We start from the raw sequence: 25,510 nt of genomic DNA, 5'->3' as shown, positions 1-25,510 counted from the left end.
AGAGCACATAAAAAGTGATTTTCAACACGAAGGGCTTAACCAGAAAAAAAATGCTTTTAGTTAAAGTAAAAGAAGTAAGGATAATTTTGAATTTACACGAAATAAAAAAGAGTGATTTAATAACTAATCAAAAGATAAAGGTAAATAACTGTTAACAAAAGGATACTAGTTACTTTGCAAGACTAAGGCATAGACCCCTAAAACAATATTACAAAGCCGTTCCGACTTTTCATATCTGTTTTATGTGTCCTATCCCTGAATAAATTAATATTAAATTAAAGCTTTTCACTTCGTTCTTGGCTTTCCTTTTATATTAGATTTACTCCCGCTGGTCGTTTTTTAGTTCGATTTCTGACTTCATTTTTACGGAATTTTAAGATTGATTTCTGATTTTTTTGAAGCTTGAAAGTGATGTTTTAGTATTAAAGTATTTTCAATAAACAACCAAAAAAATAGATTTTTAGATTGTTCTTTATGAAGCCTTTAAAACTTGAAGTTAATGGGGGCGATCTTGATTTAACTTAAAAAAGTGATTTGATAAAAATATTCATTAAGTAAATTTTAAAGGAGCTAAATTATGAATAACAAATTACCAAGTACATCAAGGATCGATAAAACGTTTAAAGCTAAAAATAAAAAATCTGTAGCGATACTGGATAATCAAAAACTAGCAGAAATGAAAGCTAGGTTTTCAGCACAAATAAACACATTAGAACAATCAGATATAAAAGCTAAAAAAGAAGTTTTTGAAGATATAGAAATAGTGATGGAGAAACGTTACAACGCATTTTTTAAGATATTAAACATCGTTAAAAAGCAAAACACAGAACATTTTTCAGAAGCTTTTTTTAATCAATTCTATGATGAATGTACAAATAGAATTTCACTTGAAAGCATAGAAATTGAAAATAAAAATAAGAGCCTTAATGCACCAATAAACGATTTAAAAAAAGATACTCTTGAAGCTTTATCTACAAAATTAATAACTAAAGAAAGCTTCCTTTTGTTGTCAGCAACATTCGGAAAAAGAAGAAACACAGCAGATAATAATTCGATTATAACCTTTGTTCAAAATCTTGATAGAAAAGCTACATCTAAAAAAGTAAATCAAGAGCAAGGCTAAGGAGATTATTATGAATGATGAACTAGAAAAGCCTAAAGAAATATTTTTTAGATACTACGCAGGAGATAACTTTGAAAACTTATTAAAGTGCCTCAAAAGTGAACTTGCCAATGGTAAAAGACAGAGACTCTTTGACCTTATTTTTGGTGAATCTCTAATTGAAGTTTTTAGTTCTGAATTACAAAACGTATCAAATCAATACAAGCTATTTCAGCCTAACAAGAGTCAGATTGAATTAAGTGATACATATTTCAATAGTCTTAAAGTGAAAGACAAAAGCCCCTCAGAACTCGATATAGAAACGTTAATAGATGTTCAAGATATGCTTAAAGAAGGTGAAAGTATTACAGAAGTAAATAAGCAATTTTTACCTTTGTACTTAAAGCTATTAGATGAATTACTAATTACATTCGACTTTGAATGTAGTTCACCTGAAATCACTGTTCAAGACAAGAACAGCCCGTTTATAAAGTCGTTATACAAACGTATAAATAAAGCTCTTAAACTCGATAAAAAGCCTGGGGGGAATCGTCTTCAACGTAAAGCTAAATGTTCAGAAAAAATTAAAGTTGAAGTGGCAGAATATAGTGAAGTATTAGAGACAATAAATATTAATTCTTTACTGCTTGAGCTTACAAAAACTAAAAGCAATATTAACTCTGATTCGAGTATAAGTTGTGAATTAAAAGAAAGAGCTAAACGTGAAATTCAAAGTTGTATCGAAGGAGTTTCATCAGTTTCATTTCGTAAAAAAACGAGCTTGAACTTTCTTGTTGATAAGCTGAAAAATATACAGATAAGATTGTATGGTTATAGTGATGAAAGAAAGAAATTGATCCAAGAGTTTATATTTAATATGTCAGAATTAAATAACTCAGTGAAAAAGTGTAACAGCATAAAATCTGATGATAAAAAATCTTCAAAAGACAAAGCGATTGCAATTATTTCTTTAAAAAAACAAGTTAAGGAAACCGCATTAAAACAGCATTCTTTGGTAGCTTTAATGAAAGCATTATAATATTTATACTGTTTTAATTTGACTTATATTTCTGCGATGATTAACTACTTATAGTGTTAGGTTATATGTTTGGCTTATCACTTTCTGTTAGTTATAAAAAAAACAATCGTTTGGCTTCGATTGTTTTTTTCGTTTTAAATAAAGATCAATGAAGAGGGGGCCTTTCATCTTTCCCTGTAGGTTGCGGTGTTAAATCTCTATCTGGAAGTGAGTCAGAATTCAAGTTTGCCTGTTCAAGTGCAAAATCAACTGCATTTCCAACAATCGAGTCCATTCCTCCTGAATTTGCAATTCTAACATTTCTTGCTGCTCCACCTGAAAGATCAGGCTTACCATCTCTTTTTAATTTATTACACCATCTGTCTTTCTTTTTCATAATATCACCTATAATTGTCGGTCATGAGTATCTGTTGTATGTCTCATGAGTTAAGAGTTTCCATCTCTGTTTATCGTTGGAAAGTAACCTGTATCTAGTGCCAACATTAAATACAAATTTGATACCAAATCTTGTCTTAATTTTTCTTGGATACCGCCTTCCCACTGTCGATGATAATAAGACTTCAGACGCTTTCCTTACTACATGGTTTGGAACACCTATTCCGAAGTCAATGTTGTCGTAAGGTTGCATTTTGATTCTCCTATATCATCTAAGGTCAGTGTATAGGTTGGCATATTTTTTTAACCCCCACTTTTGTTCGAGCCAGCTTCATTTGAATTTGAAGTAAAAGAAGTTCAAGATGATAGAGTGATTTAATCAAAGGGTTAGAACGTTATTATGTTGATTCCAAATACTGCTAAAATTGTTGATTTTGTGTTCGACTTGTTGGATCTAAAGCTTAGTGAGGCAAAAAAAGTTGCTATTGATAGTCGCACTGAGTTTCAGAGTCAAAACGAGTTATTTAAAGAAAAAAGCGTTCTCATAGCTTCTGCTTTGTCTTCTGATAATCCTGATATATGGCTATACATGGATCATACGATGGGGACACTTCTATCTTTAATGAAGGATCTTAACTTACTACTTGAACCTTTAGCGATGGACAAGTCTAGTCAACAGAAAAACAGAGCAATTTTTATTAGTTATTGGTGTATACCATATGTAATTTCAGCAATAGGAAAACTTGAAGGCAAAATTGAAGAAGAATCACCATTACTTACTATTAGAGCTTGGTTGATTGAGATCCTTCAAAGTAGTGATGATGTCAAAAGTGCTACAAAGTCTAAGAGTCGTGACGTTGAATCATTTATTCGCCAAAAATTGGCTCTACTGATTCCAAGAGGAGTAAGCGGAGATATAAAAAGCGATCTAGCTTCTAATAAGGGATGGAAGTCCATTTCCTATTGTGATGATAAAAATAAAAATCTTCTTGAAAAATTTCAAATTGATTTAGTTGAGCATGATAGATCTAAGTTGCTTCCCCAAATTAGATCTGTAGTTAAGGCTGGAGGTGTTTTAAGAAAAGCACTAAAAGATTCTACTTTTGATGAACTGGCTATTCCTGATGCCGATAAAGTTATACTTGGAATGGACGGTTTTCTCCTCTCATTTGAGCAGATGGAAGAAAATTTTAAAACAGGTAAAAAAACAAATTCTTCTGCTTCATTTATTAAAGTGTTTAACTATTTTGAAGCGAATTTAATAAAAGAAACCAAGCAGAAGAGACTAAAAGAAATTACTGCTATCAATAATTTAATTGAAGTTCTTCCTACAGTTGCAGCAGAAAATAGATTTGAATATATATTGTTGATATTACACGAATATATGGCTGATTTTGAAGGTTTTGATCCTGCTCTATTGCAAACAGTTATTAATAAAAGTAAAAATGTAGATGGCGATATCTACAAAATAATAATATCTAACGCTCATGAGCAAGCACGACAAGAGTTTATCAATTTTATTGATAAAATTGAAAGAAGTTCCGCTTCATCGACTCAATTATTGGTTCTGTCTTGTATCGTATTAGCGATTTCGTCAGTGGTGTTACAAACCGTACAACACAACAAAATGACGAAGCTCATAGCTATAATTCGGAACTGCTTGAGTTCTTCTGGAGATTTTGCTGTTTTACCACCATTTTCAACAGTTTTTGAGCGAAAGAGTAAGACCCTTATTGATTTCAACCGTTTTAATGAAGATAGTCAGCTCTTCGTCTATGCGATTAAAGTTTACAATAGGCTACTTATCGAGAATCTTTTGGTAAGTGATTTTACTAATAAACTTGTAATGCCACTTTGGCATATGGATTTTCAATTAGAAGAGTTTATCGACTCATATCATAACGGTAAGTTTGATAAGAAAAAGGCGAAAGTGCTAACTGCACCTAAACGATTTTGGAGAGTAGATCGATCATCTGCATATGAAGTGTTACGAGATATTGATTTTTACATAGATATATTTGGTGTGAAAATTGATGAAGAGAACGCTGCTGTACCACTTGGAGTTTTTAAATATCTTAGATTGCAAGATGAGATAAAAAAGAAGGCTCTTAAAATATTAAGTCCTAAAGAATATGAAAAAGATAATGCTTCACTGAAAAGAGCGGTTGAGGCAAGGAAGGCAGGTAAAAACTCTTATATCGGCTCTGATGGTTTACCTGTTTTCATTATTAAAAATAACCTTAAGGTGTAATAGTTCAGAGCAGAACTAAGAAATCTAAGTTAATCTTTGGGTTTTATTTTTTAATTTTTATCTTTTCAAAATCTTCCTTATTGCTAGTGCCGCATTAAGCAGACGAAAACAGTGGGTTATAATGTTGGGGTGAGAAACGTAATCTACTGTTTTAGTTCCGTTTAAGTTCCTTGTTGGCATTTTTCCGTTATTTGCGATTTTCGCTATTAGACCATGATGCAGTCGCATATTTACCTTCACCTTTAGGGAGATCTTTACGAGCAATTATCAGACTTTCAAAAGTAAAATCTTTGTTTATCTTTATAATTAGCAGCTTGTTAAAGTTACCTGCACGCTTAACTTTAACTTGGTCTTTATTTTTCTCAGGAGAGATGGTTTTTACCTCGATAAAATCATTGCCAAGTTTACCATCCGAACCTTTAGTATGCGGCTTGTGTCGCTTAATACCATATTCGATTTCAGCAAATAACTCACCTAACTCCCCCCAAATTTGTAAGTAACGATTAGTTAATGCATAGAAGGATTCTGCATTAACGACCAAACTTTCAAAAATGCTCACTAGCTCAGGATTGACCGAGAAATGTTCAGAAATATACTCGTCATCTATTACCTCCCAATCATCAGAAGAATACCCTAAAGCGTCTATATCAACTTCGGCTGGGTTATACCCGCAAGCAGCAGCATCCATTATTTGATCAGGGCTATACCCTTCATTGTGCATATCGTGTAGAAAATCCCAATCACTCATATTTACTCCATATGATTCAAATTAATGCTGATGCCTAACCGTGTAATTAAACAGAATTGTTCTGCACTTTTGGTAGATAGACAGAATCGACTAATTTAATAAAAAAGAATCACAACGATATCAAGGCGGGATTTTAAATCAACAACTTAAAAAATTAATTAAAATAATCGTGATGATGAAGAGATAAAAAATCCGTATTAACAACAAAAAATACTGACTGTAACGGGTAATGGCTAAAGTGGATTAGGTGATTTTTTTGAATTAAAAGATATTTCATAAGGAACTTTGTGGCCCATTGCGACCTAGAAACTTACAAAGTTGTGGACAACAATATTACTTAGTAGCAACAACTAAACATATCAATCAACAGCTCTTATATTTTTACTAGATTTAAGCCTCGTTCTGATTTCTTCTCCCTATAACCAAGAACGTAAGACATTCTATGTAATATCGTTATTGAAAAATGAACAGATTTTAATTTTTGCAAATCTGAAACTCGTGGTTGTTTCACCTTAAGTATCTCGCCAATTTCTTTTTGAGATAGCTCTCTTTCTTTACAAACAGAATTAATAAACTTCATCAAATCGATCTTCAACTTTTCTTCATAAATAATAGCATCTTTGTAAATATCTATTTTTCTAACTCCCATTTTTACACTCCTTGTTCAGTTATGAATTTATATTCTGCATAACGTTTTTTAGCTAGTTTATTGTATTCATTTCTATTTGATGATTGCCTTTGTTTGTAGCGTTTAAGTAGTTCATATTCATTAAATAGATGTTGTTCATAACAGTTATATTTAACGTCTATAAAGCAATCTTTATTGAACATATGACTAATAAAACATCGTGGTATTTTATTAAGCTTAAGCTCTTTTATCGTTGCTAATTTGATACCTAGTTTCTTTTCTAATCGTTGCCTGTTGTGTGCCATTTTTATTTCTCCTGTATTAATAACGTTTCCGTTATAAATATCTAATCATAAAAATTAAAATATTAAAGAAAGTAAAAAATAAAAAGTCATTACTTTAAGCAAAAACGTTGTTCTTACTGGTTTTGTTGATTTCAAAAAATTGTTATTTCTCTAAAAAGTGATAAGAAAATTAGTATAAAAAGGAGAATAATTATGATTTTTAATATTGATAGAATTGCATTCAGTTGGAATGACTTAATAAGCAATAACAAAAAAGATAATAAAGGCGCACTAACCAAAATACTGATGTATTTTTTTATTGATAAACACAGCAAAGAAGTTTCTTCAAAACGTGCTGATTTAGTTGGTTCAATAGATCCAAACTTGCCTGATCTAGGTGATTATTTGAGAGTAAAAGGTGAAAGAGTCAATATAGCCGAAACAAAAGGCACAGTACGTGATTATGCTAAAAAACAAATTCAGTTTATTAATAATAAATATACTAACAACAGTAATAAATTCAATTGCCTTAATGATGTAGGTGAGTGTTATGAAACTTCGGGGGAGAATGGGCTTTTCTTAAATCATATATACGCTTCTTACGCACCAGAAGACACGTATAAGCTTAAAGAAAAATGCAATAATGACATGAGCAAAGTTAAAGATTATATGCTTCAAAAAGCTAAAGAAGAGTACGCAGACTACATCAATTATTCTAAAAAAATTCAGAAAATAAAAGGTCCCAAAACAAAAGCTTCTGATATAGAAATGCTCGCTAACTTCCATATGCATGATAATTTCATTCATATTCATTGTATAAGTCATAGCTTCGATCCCGTATCGAAAAAATTCATCAATCCACCCAATCCAAACAAAGTTATTCAGCAAATCGCTATGGACTTTGAAAAGAAAAATGCTGATATTTTATTGCAAGGTGTAGCCGCTGGGTATGACAAATCCGAAGGTCTAAAATCAAGAATGGGGTTAATTGAAGAAATTAAACTAGATGGAAAAACTGATGAGCAAGCTATAGACCAATTAGAAGAGCTTAAAGGCACAATTGAAGAACTTGTATTAGACAATCGTTATAACTGTTCAGAGACAATTGCAGAGCTTAAAAAGCAAGATATTGAGCTTTACTATACAGTCGCAGATAAAGTGAAAATTAAAGCGTTTGGTAAAGAAATTGAACTGACACAAGATAGTTTTGGCGATGATAAATTTTCAAGAAAGTTAACGACTTTTGCCAAAGCAGGTAATCTCGAAGAAAGGCTTCCTTTTAAAGTAAATGAGCTTGAAAAAGTTTTAGCTAAAAATCTTGAAATGGTCAAAACCGAACTAGAAAAAGAGTTAAGAGCACTCCCAGCAAATAATCATAGCGAAGCGAAAAAAAGAGCGTTTTTACAATTTACAGAAGTTTGTAGAAAGTCGGGTGTGATGGTCGATATGAACAAGCAAAAGCATTTAAGTTATCACAAGATTTCATTGAATAAACGAGCCAATGAAAACAACGTATCTTCTCACAAATACAACTCTTCAAAGCTTCAAGATAGTACGTTAAAAGGTAAGCATCTTTATAGCTACTTTGATTTAGATGAACAAGCCATTTTAGATCATCAAACAAACTTACTACGCAGAATGCCAAAAACGATTAAATACAGAGATAGAGTGTTCTTAAATCTTAATTTATCAGATGTAAATTTACTTGAAGATGAAAGTTACTTTTTGAAGAGTATAGATAAGCTATTAAAAGACATTACAGGAATTCCCAACGACAAAGGACTTACTTATTTCAATAAGAAAGGCGAAGCTCTAATTGATTTTAAAGATCTTGGTAATGGTAAATCTGAAATAACTATTAGTAATTTAAGACCTAAACAATCAGCAATACTTTTAAAAGCAATGCTTCTTGAAGAAGTTAGATCTATGAAAGAGGGGGAAGTAATGATAATCACTCCAAGCTCCGACAAACAGAGCTTTGATGATTTAAGGCACTTACATATTCAACTACTATTTTCACCTGACAAAAACAGTCATAAAATTGCAGTCGATTATCCTGATATGAAATCAGATCCCGAATTAAATAAGCTTATTGAAATAGAACTTAAGAGTAAAATAAAACGTTTTAACAGTACATTTAAAACGTATGGTAAAGAGCCTAAAAAGAAGTTTAACTTCACTAAAGCCTATGGGATTGAACTACTCGACAATCCAAAATTAAAAGGACTGGATAGTCTCGTATCTGATAATTTAAATAAACAAATAGTAGAACTTGTTGCTAAAAAAGACGTAAAAGAAGTTCTATTTAACAATAAAGTTCCAGAAGTATTTTTAAATAAAAACAAAGATAAAATAATTGATATCTGTGATGGGATGAATCTCACAGCAGAGCAAAAGAAGAAAGTGATTAACTATCTTGAAAAGAATGTTCCACAAGAAAAAGAACTTACTGATAAAAGAAAAGTTAAGTTTGGTATTTAATAAATACTAGAGTTTTACATAGTTAATTAAAAGCACTACGTTTCAGGGAGATGAATAAACTTATTTATTTTGTTTCGCATTTCTAAATCCTTTATAGTAAATAAAATCGAATTAAAATGCTGAACTGATTTTCAATTCAATGGCTTATAGTGATTTTAGGGATTTAGCTGGGAGTTATCGGAAATGAGTAAGCTTTATATCATTGGGAATGGATTCGATTTACATCACGGTTTAGCTACAAATTATACTGATTTTGAGTATCATCTTAAAACCCATCATATTCAGCTACTCGATAACCTCAATAAATACTACTACATCCTAGAAAACGACCAAAATTTATGGTCTAAATTTGAAGAAAACTTAGCTAATCTCGATAAGGATGGTTTACTTGATTACTTAACGGAATATTTCGATGATAGAAGTGACAGAGGTCGAAATGCAATGGCTATTGAAACTGAAACTTACCTTGATTTATTAACTAATGGTTTACGCCGAGAGTTCAGTGAGTTTATTTTAAAAGCGGAAAACAAAGGAATTGAGAGAAGTAAACTAATTAAAATAGATATAGATGCAAAGTTTATTAGTTTTAATTACACAAAAACTTTAGAAAAGATTTATCTAATCCCTCGTGGTAATATCTTTTACATTCACGGTATTGCTAGTGAAAAAGAAGGGATAATTTTAGGTCACTCAACGAATCCTGAACTATTTAATGACGATAAGCCCGAACTGACCCCTCCCAAAGGAGCCTCTAAAGAGAACTTAGAGCTGTGGTATGAATATATGTCAGATCAACATAATCCAATATACGATGATTGTGTTAGAGAAGTTAATAGATATTTTTTATCCTCATTTAAAAATACAAAAAAAATAATTGAAGAGAACTCAGTGTATTTTGATGACCTATCAGATATTAAAGAAGTCTTTATTTATGGTCATTCAATGTCCTGCGTGGATATAGAGTATTTTAAGTATCTTGCTAGTACAGTAAAATTAAGTTGTCGTTGGTGTATTTCCTATTACGATGAAAATGAGAAAGAAGAGCTAGAATACACACTCGAATACTTAAATATCAGTTCAGAATTTTATCAGCTTGTTAAACTCACTGCTCTATAAAACTTGTAAATAACGGATTAATAAAAAATGAAGATTTTAGAGGATATATGGTCATCTATTGTAGGTAACGCAACAACAAGAGTTAGTGACCCAGTTATAGGAACATTTTTAACCTCTTGGGTTATTTGTAATTGGCATTATTTAGCGTTGCTTTTTTGGGGGGAAGGTAATGCCACCCAAAGAGTTAGTGCCTTCTATAAATACTGGTCTAGTAGCGAATTTTTTGCCTTTAACTCAATTTTTGTCATTCCTTTTATATTTACACTTTCTTACTTATTTATATTTCCTTGGTTTTCATTACTAGTGAAGTTTTTACAGAAGGCTGTAAATGATAAATTGCATGAACAAGCTGTTGCTATAGAGCTTATTAAAATTACTCAACAAGAGGAACTAAATAAAGCCAAATTGAAAGCTAACCCTGACAAGCAGTTTTTAGAACAAATCATACAGTTGGAAATTAATCGTAAGGAAGAAGTATCTAAACAAAGAAAACAAAGAACAATTCGGTTTACTGAAAAAGCGATAGAGGCTAAAGCTAAATCTGCTGAAGCAGAGAGTAATAAAAACATAGCAAAAAATGATGAGGAAAAAAAGAATAATCAAGCTGCACTAGAACGTCAACGATTTAATATTAGTAGCGCTGAATTCAGATCAACTATGGCTTCCCATCGTTTTCCGTCAGCATTTCTTTTTATATCATTAATTTCTGACAGTCTTAAGCAAGATGGCATTACTTTATCTGTATCGGCTTCTTGTGAAATAGTAGCTGCAATATTTGGTTATGATAATTTTAAGTCTTTATTGAGTGATGAAAAATTTAATAACGAGAATCTATCAAGTGTTAAGTATATTTATTACGATGATAATGATTTGGCTAAAAAACTTGAGGAAATAACTTGTGGAGAAAACTCTGATAATGAGGATTTGACTTCAGATATGTTATTTGATCATATAAGGATGGTCTTTGATGAACTACCATATGTGTTTACTAATATTGATGAGTTAGCTCAACTTAGTCTTGAGTTATGTGAAAACGATGCCTACAGCCTGCTTGAAGACGATGGTGCATCAGGTGCGATGGCAGAATCTGATACGATTTATGATGAAGTATATGTGGAGGAGATTGACTCTTCGAAATTTGATGGGAAATTTACCGCTTTTATCAATGCTTCTGCATCAGGATCTCATCGAAAAGAAAGTGATATTCCTGGGCGAGATATGACAATACAAGCGGAGATCGTTAGTTCTGTCTTGGTTGGTAAATATGCTCTAGGGGAGCTTGAGATTGAATCAGTTAATGGAGGTCTTGTTGATTATTGGGAGGATGAAGCTTAAAGTCGGTTCTTAATTAGTGATAAAAAGCTCAGATAAAGTATTTTGGTTGTGTCTACTACTTAAGAAATGAAAAGTTACACCAAATCTATAATTTTAGATTTTCCTCTATTGTTTAAATAAACACGGAATGTGTATGAAATTAAGTATAAATGATTTTGATTTCCTTGATAGTTTTGATGATCTAGGGGAGCACTACCTAGACTCTCATTATAAACACAAGATCAGTTTGTTTTCTCTAAAAATAAACGCTAACGATTTTGATTACCAGAACCTACAAGATAACCTATTAGAACCAATGGTTAATTTTTCGCTTTCTAGAGCTGTAAAGGCTGAATATGCAGATAAACCAGCGAAGTTGAGTAAAAAAGCGAGAGAGAAATTCATTGAATACGTGCGTAATAAAGGAGAGTTAGGGGAGTTAATTCTTTATAGTTTCTTAGAATCCCACTTAAATGCACCTAAAATCCTGTCGAAATTGGAGCTAAAAACCTCAACTAGTCACTATGTTAACGGTGCTGATGGTGTGCATTTTTTAAAGCTTCAAAATGGTGACTATCAGATTATATTTGGAGAATCAAAGACGGAGGTTGGCATAACCAGAGGGATCAGTAATGCATTTAAGTCGATATCTGAGTTTAAGGCAGGGGTGAATAATAAAGGTGCAAAAAAAAGCGGTTTACCCTATGAAAAGTCTTTAATTAGTGACCATTTAGCTAATGAAACATTTTCAGATGATGAAAAACAGTTTGTAAAATCAATTATATACCCTTCTCGAAAAGATAACTTTTATGTAGACGATGCTTTTGGCATTTTTATTGGCTATGAAATGAAGATCGAAGACAGTGATAAGACGTTACCTAACTCTGAATTTAGAGAGAAAATCAAAAAGAAAATAAAAGCGGAAGTTGAAGGTAAGTTCAGTCATATTTTGAAAAAAATAACTCAATATGATCTTTCTGGGCATAACTTTTACATTTATTTCCTACCTATTACAGATTTGAATAAAAATAGAAAACTCATTCAAAAAGGGATTACTCTATGAGTTTTTTTGAATCATTAGCAGAAGATTGTCTCCAAGATGAGTATTTTATCTATCTATTAAATAAAGCTGAATGTATTAATGCTAAAAGCTTTTTTTCTGTTGTTGTTGAACCACTTGATGAAAAAGAATATATAGACCTTCTTCGGTTTTCCGATATTTTATCTCGATCTAAAAAGTCTGAATCTTTAAATAAAGCATACAAAATAATAAGTGTATTAGTTGATACTTATAAAGAAGATCAATTATTTCTGACTTTTGCAAAATCCATTTTGATTAAAATGGGTAATTTTCCAGCTATAAAGTTTCTAGAAGACAATTATGATTTTGATTGTGAACTTCCTGTTGAACAATTTATGGCTAAAACAATAAAAGAAGATCTTCAGAAGATACCAAATAGTGAATTAACCTTTACTGACTCTCAATATGAGATATTTGAAAGGTTAAAGAATAGTAATCACTTTAGTTTTTCAGGGCCCACATCATTAGGTAAGTCATTTGTTATAAATTCATTTATACGATTTCTTATTACAGAACATAAAGCAACGGATAATTTGGTTATTTTGGTTCCTACAAGGGCTTTAATTAATCAGACTGTTAATCAATTAAAACGTGAATTCTTTGATGTCGATAATTATAAAATTTTAGCATACCCTAAAGTTCCTACTTCTTTTAAAACAGAAAATTCGAGGTTTATTTTTGTCTTTACACCAGAAAGGCTATTAGCTTATTTAGCTAATATGGATAACCCTAAGCTAGATTATCTTTTTGTTGATGAAGCTCATAAGATAATTTCAAAAAAGGACTCTCGCAGTCCTCTTTATTATCACGCTATATTACAAGCTGAGAAAAAGAGCGTTAAATTGTTTTTCGCCTCTCCTAATATCCCTAACCCTGAAGTTTTTTTGAATATTTTTGGTAAAAGTACAGATGAGAATTTAAGTATAAAAAACTCTCCCGTATCCCAGAGTAGATACTATATGGATTTTTTAGATGACAAGTGTATTTACTTTTCAGAAGATAAAAATGATGTTGATATTCCTGTCGATTTTCAAGGTAAAGGTTTTTTTCATTGGTTGAAAAAGTTATCTGGTAAAGACAAAAGCATTATTTATTGTAATTCAAAGAAAGATACAATTGATTTAGCCTTAAGCTTTTCAAAGGAGTTACCTTTTAATAAAGATAAAAGAATTGATGAGTTAATCTCTTCAATTAAAAATAATATTCACGAAGAATATTTTCTGATCGATTGTTTAAAAAAAGGTATCGGTTTCCATTTTGGGAATTTACCACAAGACATCCGAGAAAGAGTTGAGGAATTATTCTCCGAAAATGGTGGGATTGATTATTTATTTTGTACATCAACATTGCTTGAAGGGGTTAATTTACCAGCTAAAAATATATTTATCCTAAGTAATGCCATTGGGCTATCAAAATTCACAGATATTGATTTTTGGAATTTAGCTGGTCGTGCAGGGAGGATGACAAAAGAGTTATCTGGAAATATCATTTGTACAAGAATTGAAGATAAAAATAATAGGTGGAAAGAACCTGAAAAAGATTTAGATGTTGCTAGAAGTAAAAATATCAAACCTATTGACTCTATTTTAGTTAGTGGGAAAGGGAATTTTTATAAAAATCTTGAATCTTCAATAAATGAAGAGTCGTTCACTAAGAAATCGGCATCTAGTAATGAAAAAAGTATCTGGGATCATTATGCTAATATTGCTCAAATCCATGAGGTTTTAGGTTATGACTCCACATTAAGATCTAATTTTATTGAAAAAATAATAACAGCAAAAGACACTTTAAAAAGAAGTGCCTTGAAAAATTCAGTACCAGAAAAAATACTCTCATTTTCATCAATGATTAAACCTAAATATCAAAATCAAATATTATCAATAAATAACGATGAAAATTTTGTTTTGCTAGGTAATGATATTAGTTATGATTCTTGTCTTGAAGCGCTAACTGTACTTTATCATTTGTATGGGTGGGAGTTTGAAGAAGCTACGGGACGAAACCCAATGTGTCGTACAATAGATGTATTGAAGTATTATGCTGTTATTTTATCTAGTTGGATGGGGGCTACTCCATTGCACTTAATGGTAAAAAAATCACTTGATCATTATGAAAAGAAAGGGGTTATTTGGGATAACCATTTAAGAGTAAATGTATCATTTAATCGGAAGAACAAGCAAAATATAAATACTGTAATTAATGAATTAATATCCGACATTGATAATATACTCAGGTTTAAATTAAAGAATTACTTTGATAATTATTACCTTTTATTGCAAGAAAAGTATGGTAAAAATAACTCTGGGATTAATTGGGCTGATTTTCTTGAGTATGGAACCAGTGATCATCAAATGATTGAATTACAAAATGTTGGTTTTTCAAGGCATCTAGCTTCAATTCTTTTAGAACAATATCAAGAGTACCTTGAATTTGAAGGAGAGAATCTTTTGTTTATTGATACTGATAAAATTTCAGTGTTACTCAAAGAAAGACCTGTTGAATGCAGAGAGTTTGCAGAAGTTCTATCGTTGAAATAGTGATCTGTACTTATCGGTGAGTTAATCAGTGAAAGGTGACCATAAACTAGCTGGTACTTTAATCAATTGAGTGAGAGCGTTTAGAATAGACGGTTTAGCCTTATATTCTTCTAGGAAATACTAAGGCTAAAACTCTAGTGGTAGCAATGAACTTGAAGCTGTTAGATAAAGTCTGAGCTATTACAAATAAATGCTTCGCAAAGAAAAGAACCTTAAGTAAGGTTCTTTTTTTATTTTCTGAAATAGTGTTTATATATTCAAGATTATAAAAAACTACTCTGATATTCATAAAAACTTAATCCTGTTTCTAATACATCATTAATTATTTTACTACGATATTCAGGTTCATAAATTGCTAAACAAAACTCTTCAATTTCTGGTTTTAATTCGTGATTGTAATCAAACTCAATATTTCTAGAAACCATAACAGCTACTTCATTGAACGCTTCTAAAGACTCTGTAATTAAGAAAAAATCATCTTGGTTATGTTCTATCTTTTCACCAATTACACGCTCAAAATCACGCTTATTTGTCTAAGTTTTATATGTTCTCATAAGCTCTCCTTTAAGCTGCTTGATCTAAGTTCATCATATAAACACCTTGAGCCTTTACAGCATCAGAACGATCTTTATTGAGCATAAATACACAAGTTGGAATGCTTGTTTCTTCAAAGACTTTACTTGGTAAAGCAATCACAGCGTCTAATATTTTTTGGAATCTCATTGATTTTCTAAACTTCCGTGTAGAATCCTTAAATTGAACACCTCTAGGCAAAACTAAAAACGCTTTACCATCGTCAGTAAGTAGATCAATCGCTGATAGAATAAAAGCATATTCACAATCACCTTTGTTCGGAATACCATCTTTAAAACGACTTTGTGAACTGTTATTTTTAGCATATTCAAAACCATAATCTTTAAGTCCAAACGGAGGGTTTAACATCAAGTTATTTTTCTTTGCTTTACTCATTGATTCAAAGTTTTGAACCGATTCTTCTGATTTAAATATCACTTTTAAAGGTTCTTTCCAGTCAGAAATAACGTTGTTTTGAGTAACTAAAAGATCAAGTTTAAACACAATAGAACAGTGTAATAACCAATTTATGTAAATCTGGATAGTTGAGATTTTACTCATTTCATTATCTAAATCATTCAAGTGAATCTTAACCTCAATTCCAAAGCTAGAAGGACAGATTCTATTTTCAGCAATGAACATATCTTGATAAGTTTTGTGTAAAGTTACTAGCCCCATAATTCCAGTGCCACAGCTAAAATCTAACATTTCAGGGTTCATTCTTTTATCGGGTTGGCTCATTCTATTTAAACATTGAGCTAGTTCAAACGGAGTCATATATTGACCACGTTTCGCATCAAAACGCCCAATTTCAACACATACATCAGCTAGAATGTCGTAGAATGGATATTTAGAAACAAGCTCAAAATACGTTAAGTATTTCATTCTATCTATGTTATCTGATTTAATCATTTGATATAAATCTTCGACAAAATCAGAAAATGCCCTTTGAAGATGAACACCTTTTTTATCTGCGTCTTTTTGTAATTCATTTAGTAAATCTTTAATCATAAATCTCTCCTTACGCTGCATAATCAACTACTTTATTAGGAATCCAGTTCTCATCACTAAAAAGCATCATTGCTGCATTTACTGGAGTTCTATCATCGTTGATCTCATGAGCTAGAGCGAAATCATCATTTATCACTAAGCCACTACTAAGGTGAGTATCAATCTTGGTTTCAATGTATTCAGCAAGAACTTTATAAACATTTTGAATGTCTCCATCTGCATTTCTACATATATGGTTAATCAGATCATAATGAAAATGTTCATTGAGCAATCGTCTAGCGTAGTGCATCACCTCTACAAAATGTTCAGGCGTAGTTATAACAAAATACTTAAGGCGAGTTTCTTCTCCAAGAAGTCTTAAAATTTCAACGAACTCAATAGAATCATCTAGTTCAGGATTTAAAGCTTGTGGTTCTGTAATTGAAATATTTATCATCATAATTTTCTCTCTGAGTAGGTGAAACATCCGTTGTTTCAGTTAGGTCTTCCCCTTCTTCATTTAAAACTTTAGTTAAATAAAACTTCTGCTCCATCTTCGCCATAAAAATATATTCCATTTTTATAAAGACTTAGCTCCCATTTAGAACCGCACCCCCAACAGGTTCGTATCTCCCAACCTTCAAGAAGTTCTGCTTCATCAGGAGCGTCACGTCCATAATCATCAGAACCGCATTTACGACACTTTTCATTGTCATAATCTTTCGGCATCTCTTGCAGTTCATAAAGTTCATTTTCGTATATCGTTGTCATATTCTGCCTCTCTATTTGCGGCAACCTCCGTTGTTGCGATTAATCTTACCCACTTCGTTTTATTCATAACTATTTTAACTTTTTCTAATTTTTTCTATTAAATCTATATCTTCAAAATCAGCATCAATAATTTCTTCAAAAATATTTATACCCAATTCAGACTCAAAGAAATCTGTCGTTCTTTCACATTCGATAGATTCTAGTAACTCTGTATGATCTATGAGTTCGCAATCACTAGGAAGTAAATCAGAAATTGTGTATTTATTTTCAATTGTTTGTTTCTGTATATAATTGCTGATACAGCAATCAAAATTAGTATCTTGAGCTGCATGCCTGTATATCCAATAAAACTCCTTCACAGAAAGCCCTAATACATTCAAGTATTCAAGATCACATACATCTTGAATATCGCTAAATGCATATTGGTTTTTATCTAACGCAGTAAAAATATAAAAAGGTTCATAAATATCTAAATCTTCTGTGTCGATGGCGAAAATCTTTTCATTAAATAGTGACCACTCAGTTTGAAACAAAAACTTATCTATAATTAGAACACCACTTTTTTTTATAACCTTTTTTGAATCAAATATCACAACATCATTAAATTTATCCATAAGTTCAAAAACTTCAAAAACATCAAAAAAGTGAACTGATTCTTTTTCCAATACTTCTTTCTCAAGTACCTCTGACCACCCAGATAAAACTAGTGTGTTGTTTTTAATTGTGTAATAACTCATATTATTTCTCTCTCTATTTATGCAACCTCCGTTGTTGCGGTTAAGTCTTCCCCTCTTTTTAAATCTTTATGCTGCCTGTTTAAGTTCTTCATAAACTGGCTGTAATCGTTTCTGTGCAATTTCAAAATACTGCTCATCTACTTCAACACCTATTCCATTTCTTCCAAGATTTTGAGCTGCTACTAAAGTGCTTCCTGTGCCTAAAAATGGTTCGAAAACAACATCACCTTGTTTAGAGCTATTCCTGATTAGAATCTCTAATAGATCAACGGGCTTTTCGGTGGGGTGCGTTTTAGAACCAATGATGTTATTCACTTCCAGAACGTTCTTTGTTCCCATATTTGCTATGTTCTTTGCTTTGCCTTTCCGACACATGACAATGAACTCGCAGTTCTTCATGTAGTATTTGTTAGGAGTTGCATTGTTCTTCTTCCAGACAAGAACATTCTGAAGCTTGAAACCTGCTTTAATAGCTTCTGTCATAAGCTCGTTTAAGTTTCTGTCATTAACCATAAAATATGCGTGAGTTTGATTTTTCAAAACTCTAAATACTTCTGGCATCCAATCAGAAAACTTGATTTTGTTATGCTTAAATAACGAACCACTTCTGATAAACTCAACATTCGATTTATTGATCCATTTCGATTTAAGGTCATTAGCTGGAATGCCACGATTAAGCATTCCAGAAGGATTTTTAGAAGTATCTCCATTCACTTTGCAACCACCAGTGGCGATCTTGTATGGTGGATCAGTTACTACTAGATCAACACTTTCATCACTCATACTTTTCATTACTTTCAAAACATCATCATTTTGAATCTTGATACTTTCATCAATGACAAAATCACATGTTTTTACTTGTTTAGGTTTTACTTGAGCTTTATCCAGAAAAATATTATCTAAGAAATAATGAGGTTGAAGACCTTCAATATTAAAAATCAGAATCTCTGTTGGGATCGCAACTTCATCAAAAATATTCAATGGTAAAGTAATTGTTGATGTAATCTGACCATAGATATCTCGCATTTTTCTAAAGCGTTTACTCTTGATATCTTGGTTATTTCTAAGCGCACTTGGAGTAATAATTATTGTTGGTATGTCATAACCACACAGTTCAAAAATCTTGTCTAAAAACACTTCAGGATAAAGCTTTTTTGACGGATGCCCGTTGAAAGGTGGATTTACAATTACTAAATCAATATCACCTAAAGACTTATCAAACTTTTCAAAATCGCCTTGATAAAGTTCATCAGCTTGAACGCCATACTTACTTACATCTTCAACATCATTTCCAATGACATAAGCACCATTGGATTTAAGCTGTTTTGTAAGTGCGCCTTTACCAATCGCAGGATCGAATACCTTCAAAGAATCCCCTGATTTTTGTATATGCGGAATAATCATTCTATGTAAAAACTCTGTAATACATTCAGGTGTGTAAACGGTACTGTTCTTCTTGTTTTCGTGATTTTTATTGATGTGTTTCATTGGTTTTTCCTCTTTTAGTTAAATTTTGAGCGCAAAAATCCCTAGACCAATTTTTAAGCCTGAAAATAGTGCGTTAGGGTTTAGTTAAATAGTGTCTAAAAAGTACGTTGGTTTAATGTTATCGACATTAAAAACAAGTATTTCGCAGTGAATGAGTGTGCCGAATGAATCTTTCGGTAAACAAATAACAGAAGAAATTGGATTGTATACTTCTACAAATTTTCTGTATCTTTTTGAAGACTTTGAGCAGTTAAATCTCAAACCTTGGGGAGTAATAATTATTGTTGGTGTGTTATATCCACACGATTCAAATATCTTATCTAAGAATACTTCAGGGTATAACAGTTTATTGCCACAACCTGAGAAGGGAGGGTTTACTATTGCTAGATCAATACATTCTAATTTCATATTAAACGTTCTCATATCTAGGTTATATAATTCATCTGCTTGAACGTCATGCATACTTACATCTTGAATATCATTTCCGATAACGTAAGCACCATCAGACTTAAGTTTATTTGTAAGTGCTCCTTTCCCAATCGCAGGGTTAAAGACTTTTAAAGCACCTTTTGATTTATTCACTTTAGGAATAATATTTTGATATAGAAAATCAACAATAAAATCAGGTGTACAGATAATCTCGTTAGTATTTACTTTTTTTTCTACTTCATTTTTCATCGTTTTTTTCATATATTTCTCCTAAGCAGCCGCTTTAAATTGTTGTTGAATCATTCCAACTACGTTTGTTAACTCTTTAAATTTGCTCGATTTATCAGCTTCTTCTAGAGATTTCTTAACAAACGGTTGAGTAATTGAATTGATATTTGAATGACAGATTAGGTTTTTACGATTGCCACTAACTGCGGTTATATTGATAATTTTCGCTTGATTCTGGTTATGAATTAATTCGTTTAATTGAAGTTGAACAACAGCTACTTTTAATAATTTTTCGTCAGTATCATTTAAATAAATATCCATTTGTTGAGCTTCACTTCTCATGAAACCTGCAACATTAACTAAAACAAAAGAACCAGTGCCACAAGCATTGTTTTTATAAGTTTTAACATCTGTTTTTTCACGGTTATTAGCTTTTTTGAGTGCTGATAATTTTAATAGAGCAGCAGGTTTAACTAATTTTTTCTTATCAAAATTAACAGCCTTTGTAAGCACATTGTCTAGAATATTTACTTGTGAAGATTTAACTAAATCACTCGGTTCAAACTTCGTAACATTCATCAGAACTGCACCTAAAATATCTGTAAATGGTGATTCTTTAATTGCAATAATCATTAATCTTGCAAACTCAGAATGTTCTTCTTTAAGCTCGTTATATTTAATCTCATAACCCATCGTTAAGTTCATTTGATAAGTCATTTCAATGAAGTTATGAAAAACTTCTTTAGCTTTAATTTTCTTTTTCTTACTTGTTGCGATGATGTGTTTAATTATATTTTTCATTGTTATTCTCATAATTTGGGTGCAAAAATCCCTGAACTCTTTTTTAAGTTCAAAATTGATTTGTTTTTAAATTTTAAAAATTATTAAAAGTAGAAATTTTTAGGGGATTGCTAGAGATATAACTAATTTTCGAAGGTGTTTTTCGCAGAGTAAAGGTGATTTAATTCTGTTAAGAAATAGAAATTTTAGATGTGAGTAATCGACAATAAAATCAGAGGAGATTATATCGTTCTTAAAATTTGATAGGTTTTGTATAGTGTTTTTCATAACTTTTCTCCAAATGAATACCATTTGATGAAAATCAGTTACAGAAAAATAAGATCAGAGATTTATATATACAATATACAAACTATTGAGCATTAACTCAGTAGATAGATTTTCCCTTAAAAGAAGTATTATATTATTGGTTAGATCTGTATTGATTTTCAATACAACACTACTAAAGCTAAGTTAGCAGATCGATCAAACCCAAAAAATAATTAACAACATTATAATAATGGCTAAATCTGTAATGTAATTGCACTTTTTAAATTATCTCTAAATCAATTCCTCTTTGTGAAAACTAATAATCATCGTTATATGACAAGCGACTTAACGCTTGTCTGGTAGTCAATGTAAGAAAAGTTGAAGAGGCATTTTTGAAATGAGTCTAAAACTTTTGTTCATTTAACTTTACTGTAATTACAACTTTCCTTGTTGCACAGTATTTAACTTTCCAAACTGTCTTATTGATTTACAACATTCACTGTTTACAATTCGATATAGGTTGTCCATACCAATTATCGTTCCATTAGCTTACCATTCGACAATGCAACTTGTCAATAATTATTTTTTCTTTTTATTTTTTCTTTAACGATTTTAAGATTCTTAATTTTGCTATGAATTATGTTATCCATTTTCTGAGTGATGTAATTCACTTTTCCCTGTGTATTTTTATAGTTTGAATTCGATACTTTGAATACTGCTATTGTTTTAGATATTGCGTGATGATGATCTTTATTTTTTGATTCAGAAACCCTTATCGAATTTTCTACATTATGCATTTCTTCTAAAGTCATAATCTCTTCATCAATAATGCTCATCGCTATTTTCTGTATATGTTCTTCTAAATTACTAACTGCCATATTGTTTACCTCCTTTTTCATAGAAGAACATGCATTTATTTTTTTGCAAATCCACTAGTGCTTTTGAAATTATTTTTAATGATTTTAATAGAGAAATAATGCTTAAAGATGGGGGAAAAAAGGGTGTTGTAAACAGATATAAAAAATTCAATAAAATTAAAAAAACAATTTTTTTTTGACAGATTAAAGCTAGATGATATGACTGTAAGTGGCGGAAACACATAACTAACAAGGAAAATAAAATGAATACACAACAAAAAGGAAACTCAATATTAAAAGAGATTTACATAACTCTAAATACAATTGGACTTCTAAAATTAGCATTTGTAACAATATACATAGCTTATGTAATATCAATAACAGACCATAAGTTATTTCTGGCCTTTCATACAATGGCGTTAACAGTTATGTATTTGACACAATCGGCATCCAAACATTGTAAAAATATTTCAGTAGTTATTCGAACAATGATTGTTGTAACTTTTTTCGAACTGCTATACATCTGGTCATACTCTCCCAAAATAATGATTCCTGAAAGTGTAATGGAGTCAATTCTTATTGCTTTGCCTGTATTTAAATTTTGCGTTTTTATCTATGTTGTAACGTTGAATAGAATTGCTAATCAAGGAGAAGGGGATGTGCAAATCATATGAGGGAAAAATAAGAATGTTTTGTAAATGCACTAAAAATGAAACAGAACATTATGTTTATACAGAAACATCATGCGTTAGCGATTTAAACCAAACAACTAAATATTATTATGTTTGTACAGAATGTAGAAATGAGAATAATGATAAATGTAACGATTAAAGCGTACAGCGATAAAGCAAAAAGCACTTTTTAACGAGGTGTTTTTTATGGTGAAAACTTAATTAATTTAAGAAGTACATGGCTATCCAATAAATATTATAATACCGTTTAACTTTAAAGCTTATCATTGCAATTATTGAGCATATCAAAACGGATTTATAAAATGAAAAAACTCCAAATTTCACTGCTCTTCATACTATCACTCTGTTCTTCATCTTTAATCGCTGCAAATCAAACAATCGACTCATTTGGCAAAGCTAAAAAAACACTTGAAAGAGAAGTGTATCAAAATCACAGAATCACTTTATATTGTAATGCTGAATTTGATAGTAAAAAAATGGTAACTCCTCCTAAAGGGTTTCATACAGATAAGTACGTTAAACGGGCTAAAAAAATTGAGTGGGAACATGTTGTTCCTGCTGAAAATTTTGGTAGAACATTCGAAGAGTGGCGTAGTGGTAATAAGCTGTGCGTGAATAGTAAAGGTAAGAGCTTCAAAGGTCGTAAATGTGCAGAGAAAGTGAATAAAGAATATCGCTATATGCAATCCGATATGTTTAACCTTTACCCTGCAATTGGCGCTGTTAATGCATTAAGAAGTAATTATAACTTTACGATGTTACCTACTGAAAAAAGTGATTTCGGAAGCTGTAATATGAAAATATCAAACCGCAAAACCGAGCCACCAGAAGCAGCTAGAGGACGCATAGCACGAACTTATTTATACATGGAAGATACATATTCTCGTTACAAAATGAGTAAATCACAACGTCAATTGATGAATGCGTGGGACAAGATGTATCCTGTCGATCAATGGGAATGTGAAAGAGCTAAAAGAATTGCTGCCCTTCAAGGTAATACGAACAGTGTTGTTCAAAGTAGGTGTAAAGGTAATTAATATGATGTATATCTGCAAAGAATGTGTGGAAGTAGATGAGGTTCAAAAAGAGGTTGAAAGGCTTAATATAGGTCTAGAAGTATGCAATTACTGCAACTCTAAAAGTATTGTAGCTCCAAAAGATAGTGTTTTTTCATTTATCGAAAATAATTTTTTTGAAGCTATTATTTCTATTGATGAATGCAGTCAAAGGGAAAGCTCTTCGTTCTGGGGAGGAAGTGATGATTTATACGTAAAAGAGATCTGGGAAATCATACATGATCTTAGACTGAAGAATGAAACATTAGAAAGCGATTTGTCTAACTACTTATCAGAGCAATTAGATGTTGATGATAAGCTATTTACTCTAAATGATGGGACATTAGAGGATAATTTGTATCAAAATAAATGGCTTAGTTTCATTGATTCAATTTCACACGGGAAACGATTTTTTAACTTTGACGTTAGCCATTTTTTAGACGACTTGTTTTCTGTGATGCATGAAAACAATCACGTTAATGACAGTATATGTACTGTGTTAGAACCTAACGAGTCTTTATTTCGTGCTCGTATTGCAAATTCAAAAATGGAACGAGAGAGTATAATTAGTGATCCAGCAAGTCAATTAGGACCAGTACCAGATAAATTAGCGAGTGACCAAAGGATGACTCCAAGCGGCATATCTGCATTCTACGCATCATCTGATCGTGATACGTGCTTCAGCGAAGTTCGAGCAATTACAGGAGATTTGGTAATTTCAGGTGAATTTACTGTGAATAGACCATTAAAATTTTTAGATTTGCGTAAAGTAGAAACTTTAAGCAAAAAAGAACATCATCCTTTTGAACACGATTTTCTTAAAAAATCACACAAGAGCCAATTCTTAAAACGCCTGATGTTTCTTTTATCTAAGCCAGCTTCAAAAAGAAAAAACTCTAACTACCTAGAGACACAAGTTATATTTGAATATTTCAGGGTGAAGTTTGGCGGTGATATTTCAGGTTTAATTTTTTCATCTGTTCAAACAGGGCTGGATGGGTTGAATGTTGTATTATTCCCCGAAGAATCTAATGTTAATTCGTTTTCGTATAATAAAGAAAGAAAAATCATATTCAGAGAGAGCCATCATCAAGACGATAGTTTCTACTCATACTCATTAAAGTTTGTTGAAAAACTCCCAGTTCAAGAATCTGAAGCTAATTTATCATTTGTCCGTGATAGTTTAGAGTTACATTATATTGAAGCAGTGAAAACGATTGCAAGAAAACAACATATATTCGTGAACGATGATACCTATGATGATGTAGATTTCTAAAATATAAAGACTAATAGGGTTACAAACATAGTCCCTCTTATATTGTTATTTAGAAGGGTATAGAGCCACGAACAAAGTCGAGAGGACGTATATTTCGAGAATATCTTTATATGTAATCGACATATAGTACATCCCCCATTTGAACTTAGACTGTTCTGAACAGCAGTTTGTGGATATTTCTGGCGTAAAAAGAGGTGGGTAATGTGGTTGTATTTGTCCTTCATGTTCAACACTATTGATGGCAAGACAGGACTACTTTAATAGAAATTTTGTCCATTTTTTGCTAAAAACTGTATTTTTTCTGTTTTAAATGTTGGCTTAAAAAGAAGTATTTTAACTCATTATATGCACTACTTATTAGAAAAATAACTTATCAAAAATCAGAGTAACTTTTAAAAATAAATAATCATG

General features: G+C 31.3%; 25 protein-coding genes. 11 read left to right on the top strand and 14 right to left on the bottom strand.

Annotated elements, in window-relative coordinates; translation table 11 throughout:
• Positions 1-577: 577 nt before the first annotated feature.
• Positions 578-1,123, top strand: coding sequence for a hypothetical protein (locus tag E2R68_RS00760; RefSeq protein ID WP_134275595.1), 546 nt, complete (start codon positions 578-580; stop codon positions 1,121-1,123).
• A 10-nt stretch (positions 1,124-1,133) separates the two neighbouring features.
• Positions 1,134-2,141: a hypothetical protein gene (locus tag E2R68_RS00755; protein WP_134275594.1), complete on the top strand. Its 1,008-nt coding sequence runs from the start codon at positions 1,134-1,136 to the stop codon at positions 2,139-2,141.
• A 145-nt stretch (positions 2,142-2,286) separates the two neighbouring features.
• Here the strand turns inward: E2R68_RS00755 and E2R68_RS00750 are convergent, their stop codons facing one another.
• The gene (locus E2R68_RS00750; protein ID WP_134275593.1) at positions 2,287-2,517 is read right to left on the bottom strand and encodes a hypothetical protein; all 231 of its coding nucleotides are present in this window, start codon (positions 2,515-2,517) and stop codon (positions 2,287-2,289) included.
• A 21-nt stretch (positions 2,518-2,538) separates the two neighbouring features.
• Positions 2,539-2,769, bottom strand: coding sequence for a ParE family toxin-like protein (locus tag E2R68_RS14225; RefSeq protein WP_445177070.1), 231 nt, complete (start codon positions 2,767-2,769; stop codon positions 2,539-2,541).
• Positions 2,770-2,916: 147 nt separating this feature from the next.
• On the opposite strand from E2R68_RS14225, the gene E2R68_RS00745 reads away from it, so the two are divergent.
• Entirely contained in the window at positions 2,917-4,767 is a 1,851-nt protein-coding gene (locus E2R68_RS00745; RefSeq protein WP_134275592.1) for a hypothetical protein, read from the top strand.
• A 187-nt stretch (positions 4,768-4,954) separates the two neighbouring features.
• On the opposite strand, the gene E2R68_RS00740 is transcribed toward E2R68_RS00745, so the two are convergent.
• The 3 genes from E2R68_RS00740 to E2R68_RS00730 form a co-directional block, all read right to left on the bottom strand.
• Positions 4,955-5,515 (bottom strand): hypothetical protein, encoded by a 561-nt coding sequence (locus E2R68_RS00740; protein ID WP_134275591.1) that lies wholly within the window; start codon positions 5,513-5,515, stop codon positions 4,955-4,957.
• 373 nt (positions 5,516-5,888) lie between these two features.
• Positions 5,889-6,164, bottom strand: coding sequence for an XRE family transcriptional regulator (locus E2R68_RS00735; RefSeq protein WP_134275590.1), 276 nt, complete (start codon positions 6,162-6,164; stop codon positions 5,889-5,891).
• A 2-nt stretch (positions 6,165-6,166) separates the two neighbouring features.
• Positions 6,167-6,448, bottom strand: coding sequence for a hypothetical protein (locus tag E2R68_RS00730; protein WP_134275589.1), 282 nt, complete (start codon positions 6,446-6,448; stop codon positions 6,167-6,169).
• A 192-nt stretch (positions 6,449-6,640) separates the two neighbouring features.
• Here E2R68_RS00730 and E2R68_RS00725 point away from each other — a divergent pair, with 192 nt between their 5' ends.
• The 5 genes from E2R68_RS00725 (at position 6,641) to E2R68_RS00705 (ending at position 14,956) form a co-directional block, all read left to right on the top strand.
• Complete coding sequence (locus tag E2R68_RS00725; RefSeq protein WP_134275588.1) at positions 6,641-8,908, top strand: hypothetical protein; 2,268 nt, start codon at positions 6,641-6,643, stop codon at positions 8,906-8,908.
• A gap of 183 nt (positions 8,909-9,091) precedes the next feature.
• Positions 9,092-10,024 carry a bacteriophage abortive infection AbiH family protein gene (locus E2R68_RS00720; protein ID WP_134275587.1) on the top strand — a complete coding sequence of 311 codons (933 nt, stop codon included), beginning with the start codon at positions 9,092-9,094 and terminating at the stop codon, positions 10,022-10,024.
• 27 nt (positions 10,025-10,051) lie between these two features.
• On the top strand, positions 10,052-11,359 hold the full coding sequence (locus E2R68_RS00715) for a cell envelope integrity TolA family protein (protein ID WP_134275586.1): 1,308 nt from the start codon (positions 10,052-10,054) through the stop codon (positions 11,357-11,359).
• Between the two features lie 133 nt (positions 11,360-11,492).
• On the top strand, positions 11,493-12,401 hold the full coding sequence (locus E2R68_RS00710; protein WP_134275585.1) for a HamA C-terminal domain-containing protein: 909 nt from the start codon (positions 11,493-11,495) through the stop codon (positions 12,399-12,401).
• A complete protein-coding gene (locus E2R68_RS00705; protein ID WP_134275584.1) occupies positions 12,398-14,956 on the top strand; it encodes a DEAD/DEAH box helicase in 2,559 nt (852 codons plus the stop codon). The genes E2R68_RS00710 and E2R68_RS00705 overlap by 4 nt, the downstream gene beginning before the upstream one ends.
• 263 nt (positions 14,957-15,219) lie before the next feature.
• On the opposite strand, the gene E2R68_RS13835 is transcribed toward E2R68_RS00705, so the two are convergent.
• From E2R68_RS13835 to E2R68_RS00665, 9 genes are all read right to left on the bottom strand, one after another.
• Complete coding sequence (locus tag E2R68_RS13835) at positions 15,220-15,381, bottom strand: hypothetical protein (protein WP_166738769.1); 162 nt, start codon at positions 15,379-15,381, stop codon at positions 15,220-15,222.
• A 139-nt stretch (positions 15,382-15,520) separates the two neighbouring features.
• Positions 15,521-16,540, bottom strand: coding sequence for an HsdM family class I SAM-dependent methyltransferase (locus tag E2R68_RS00700; protein ID WP_166738768.1), 1,020 nt, complete (start codon positions 16,538-16,540; stop codon positions 15,521-15,523).
• Positions 16,541-16,550: 10 nt separating this feature from the next.
• Positions 16,551-16,979 carry a hypothetical protein gene (locus tag E2R68_RS00695; RefSeq protein WP_134275582.1) on the bottom strand — a complete coding sequence of 143 codons (429 nt, stop codon included), beginning with the start codon at positions 16,977-16,979 and terminating at the stop codon, positions 16,551-16,553.
• Between the two features lie 68 nt (positions 16,980-17,047).
• Positions 17,048-17,290, bottom strand: coding sequence for a hypothetical protein (locus E2R68_RS00690; RefSeq protein ID WP_134275581.1), 243 nt, complete (start codon positions 17,288-17,290; stop codon positions 17,048-17,050).
• A gap of 74 nt (positions 17,291-17,364) precedes the next feature.
• Positions 17,365-18,027, bottom strand: coding sequence for a hypothetical protein (locus tag E2R68_RS00685; RefSeq protein WP_134275580.1), 663 nt, complete (start codon positions 18,025-18,027; stop codon positions 17,365-17,367).
• Positions 18,028-18,093: 66 nt separating this feature from the next.
• Complete coding sequence (locus tag E2R68_RS00680; protein WP_134275579.1) at positions 18,094-19,515, bottom strand: DNA methyltransferase; 1,422 nt, start codon at positions 19,513-19,515, stop codon at positions 18,094-18,096.
• A gap of 84 nt (positions 19,516-19,599) precedes the next feature.
• The gene (locus E2R68_RS00675; protein WP_134275578.1) at positions 19,600-20,205 is read right to left on the bottom strand and encodes a hypothetical protein; all 606 of its coding nucleotides are present in this window, start codon (positions 20,203-20,205) and stop codon (positions 19,600-19,602) included.
• 9 nt (positions 20,206-20,214) lie between these two features.
• Positions 20,215-20,973 carry a hypothetical protein gene (locus E2R68_RS00670; RefSeq protein WP_134275577.1) on the bottom strand — a complete coding sequence of 253 codons (759 nt, stop codon included), beginning with the start codon at positions 20,971-20,973 and terminating at the stop codon, positions 20,215-20,217.
• Between the two features lie 818 nt (positions 20,974-21,791).
• Complete coding sequence (locus E2R68_RS00665; RefSeq protein ID WP_134275576.1) at positions 21,792-22,097, bottom strand: hypothetical protein; 306 nt, start codon at positions 22,095-22,097, stop codon at positions 21,792-21,794.
• Between the two features lie 242 nt (positions 22,098-22,339).
• On the opposite strand from E2R68_RS00665, the gene E2R68_RS00660 reads away from it, so the two are divergent.
• The 3 genes from E2R68_RS00660 to E2R68_RS00650 all read left to right on the top strand — a co-directional run bounded on the left by E2R68_RS00660 (position 22,340) and on the right by E2R68_RS00650 (position 25,099).
• Positions 22,340-22,750, top strand: a complete 411-nt coding sequence (locus E2R68_RS00660) for a hypothetical protein (RefSeq protein WP_134275575.1) — start codon at positions 22,340-22,342, stop codon at positions 22,748-22,750.
• A 320-nt stretch (positions 22,751-23,070) separates the two neighbouring features.
• The gene (locus E2R68_RS00655; RefSeq protein WP_134275574.1) at positions 23,071-23,805 is read left to right on the top strand and encodes an endonuclease; all 735 of its coding nucleotides are present in this window, start codon (positions 23,071-23,073) and stop codon (positions 23,803-23,805) included.
• Position 23,806: 1 nt separating this feature from the next.
• Complete coding sequence (locus E2R68_RS00650; protein ID WP_134275573.1) at positions 23,807-25,099, top strand: RES family NAD+ phosphorylase; 1,293 nt, start codon at positions 23,807-23,809, stop codon at positions 25,097-25,099.
• Positions 25,100-25,510 lie beyond the last annotated feature (411 nt).

Origin of the sequence: Psychromonas algarum, from assembly GCF_004376845.1 — a bacterium.
GTDB lineage: Bacteria > Pseudomonadota > Gammaproteobacteria > Enterobacterales > Psychromonadaceae > Psychromonas.
The sequence above is the reverse complement of the archived record's forward strand: the minus strand, read 5'-3'. Positions and strand labels throughout refer to the sequence as shown.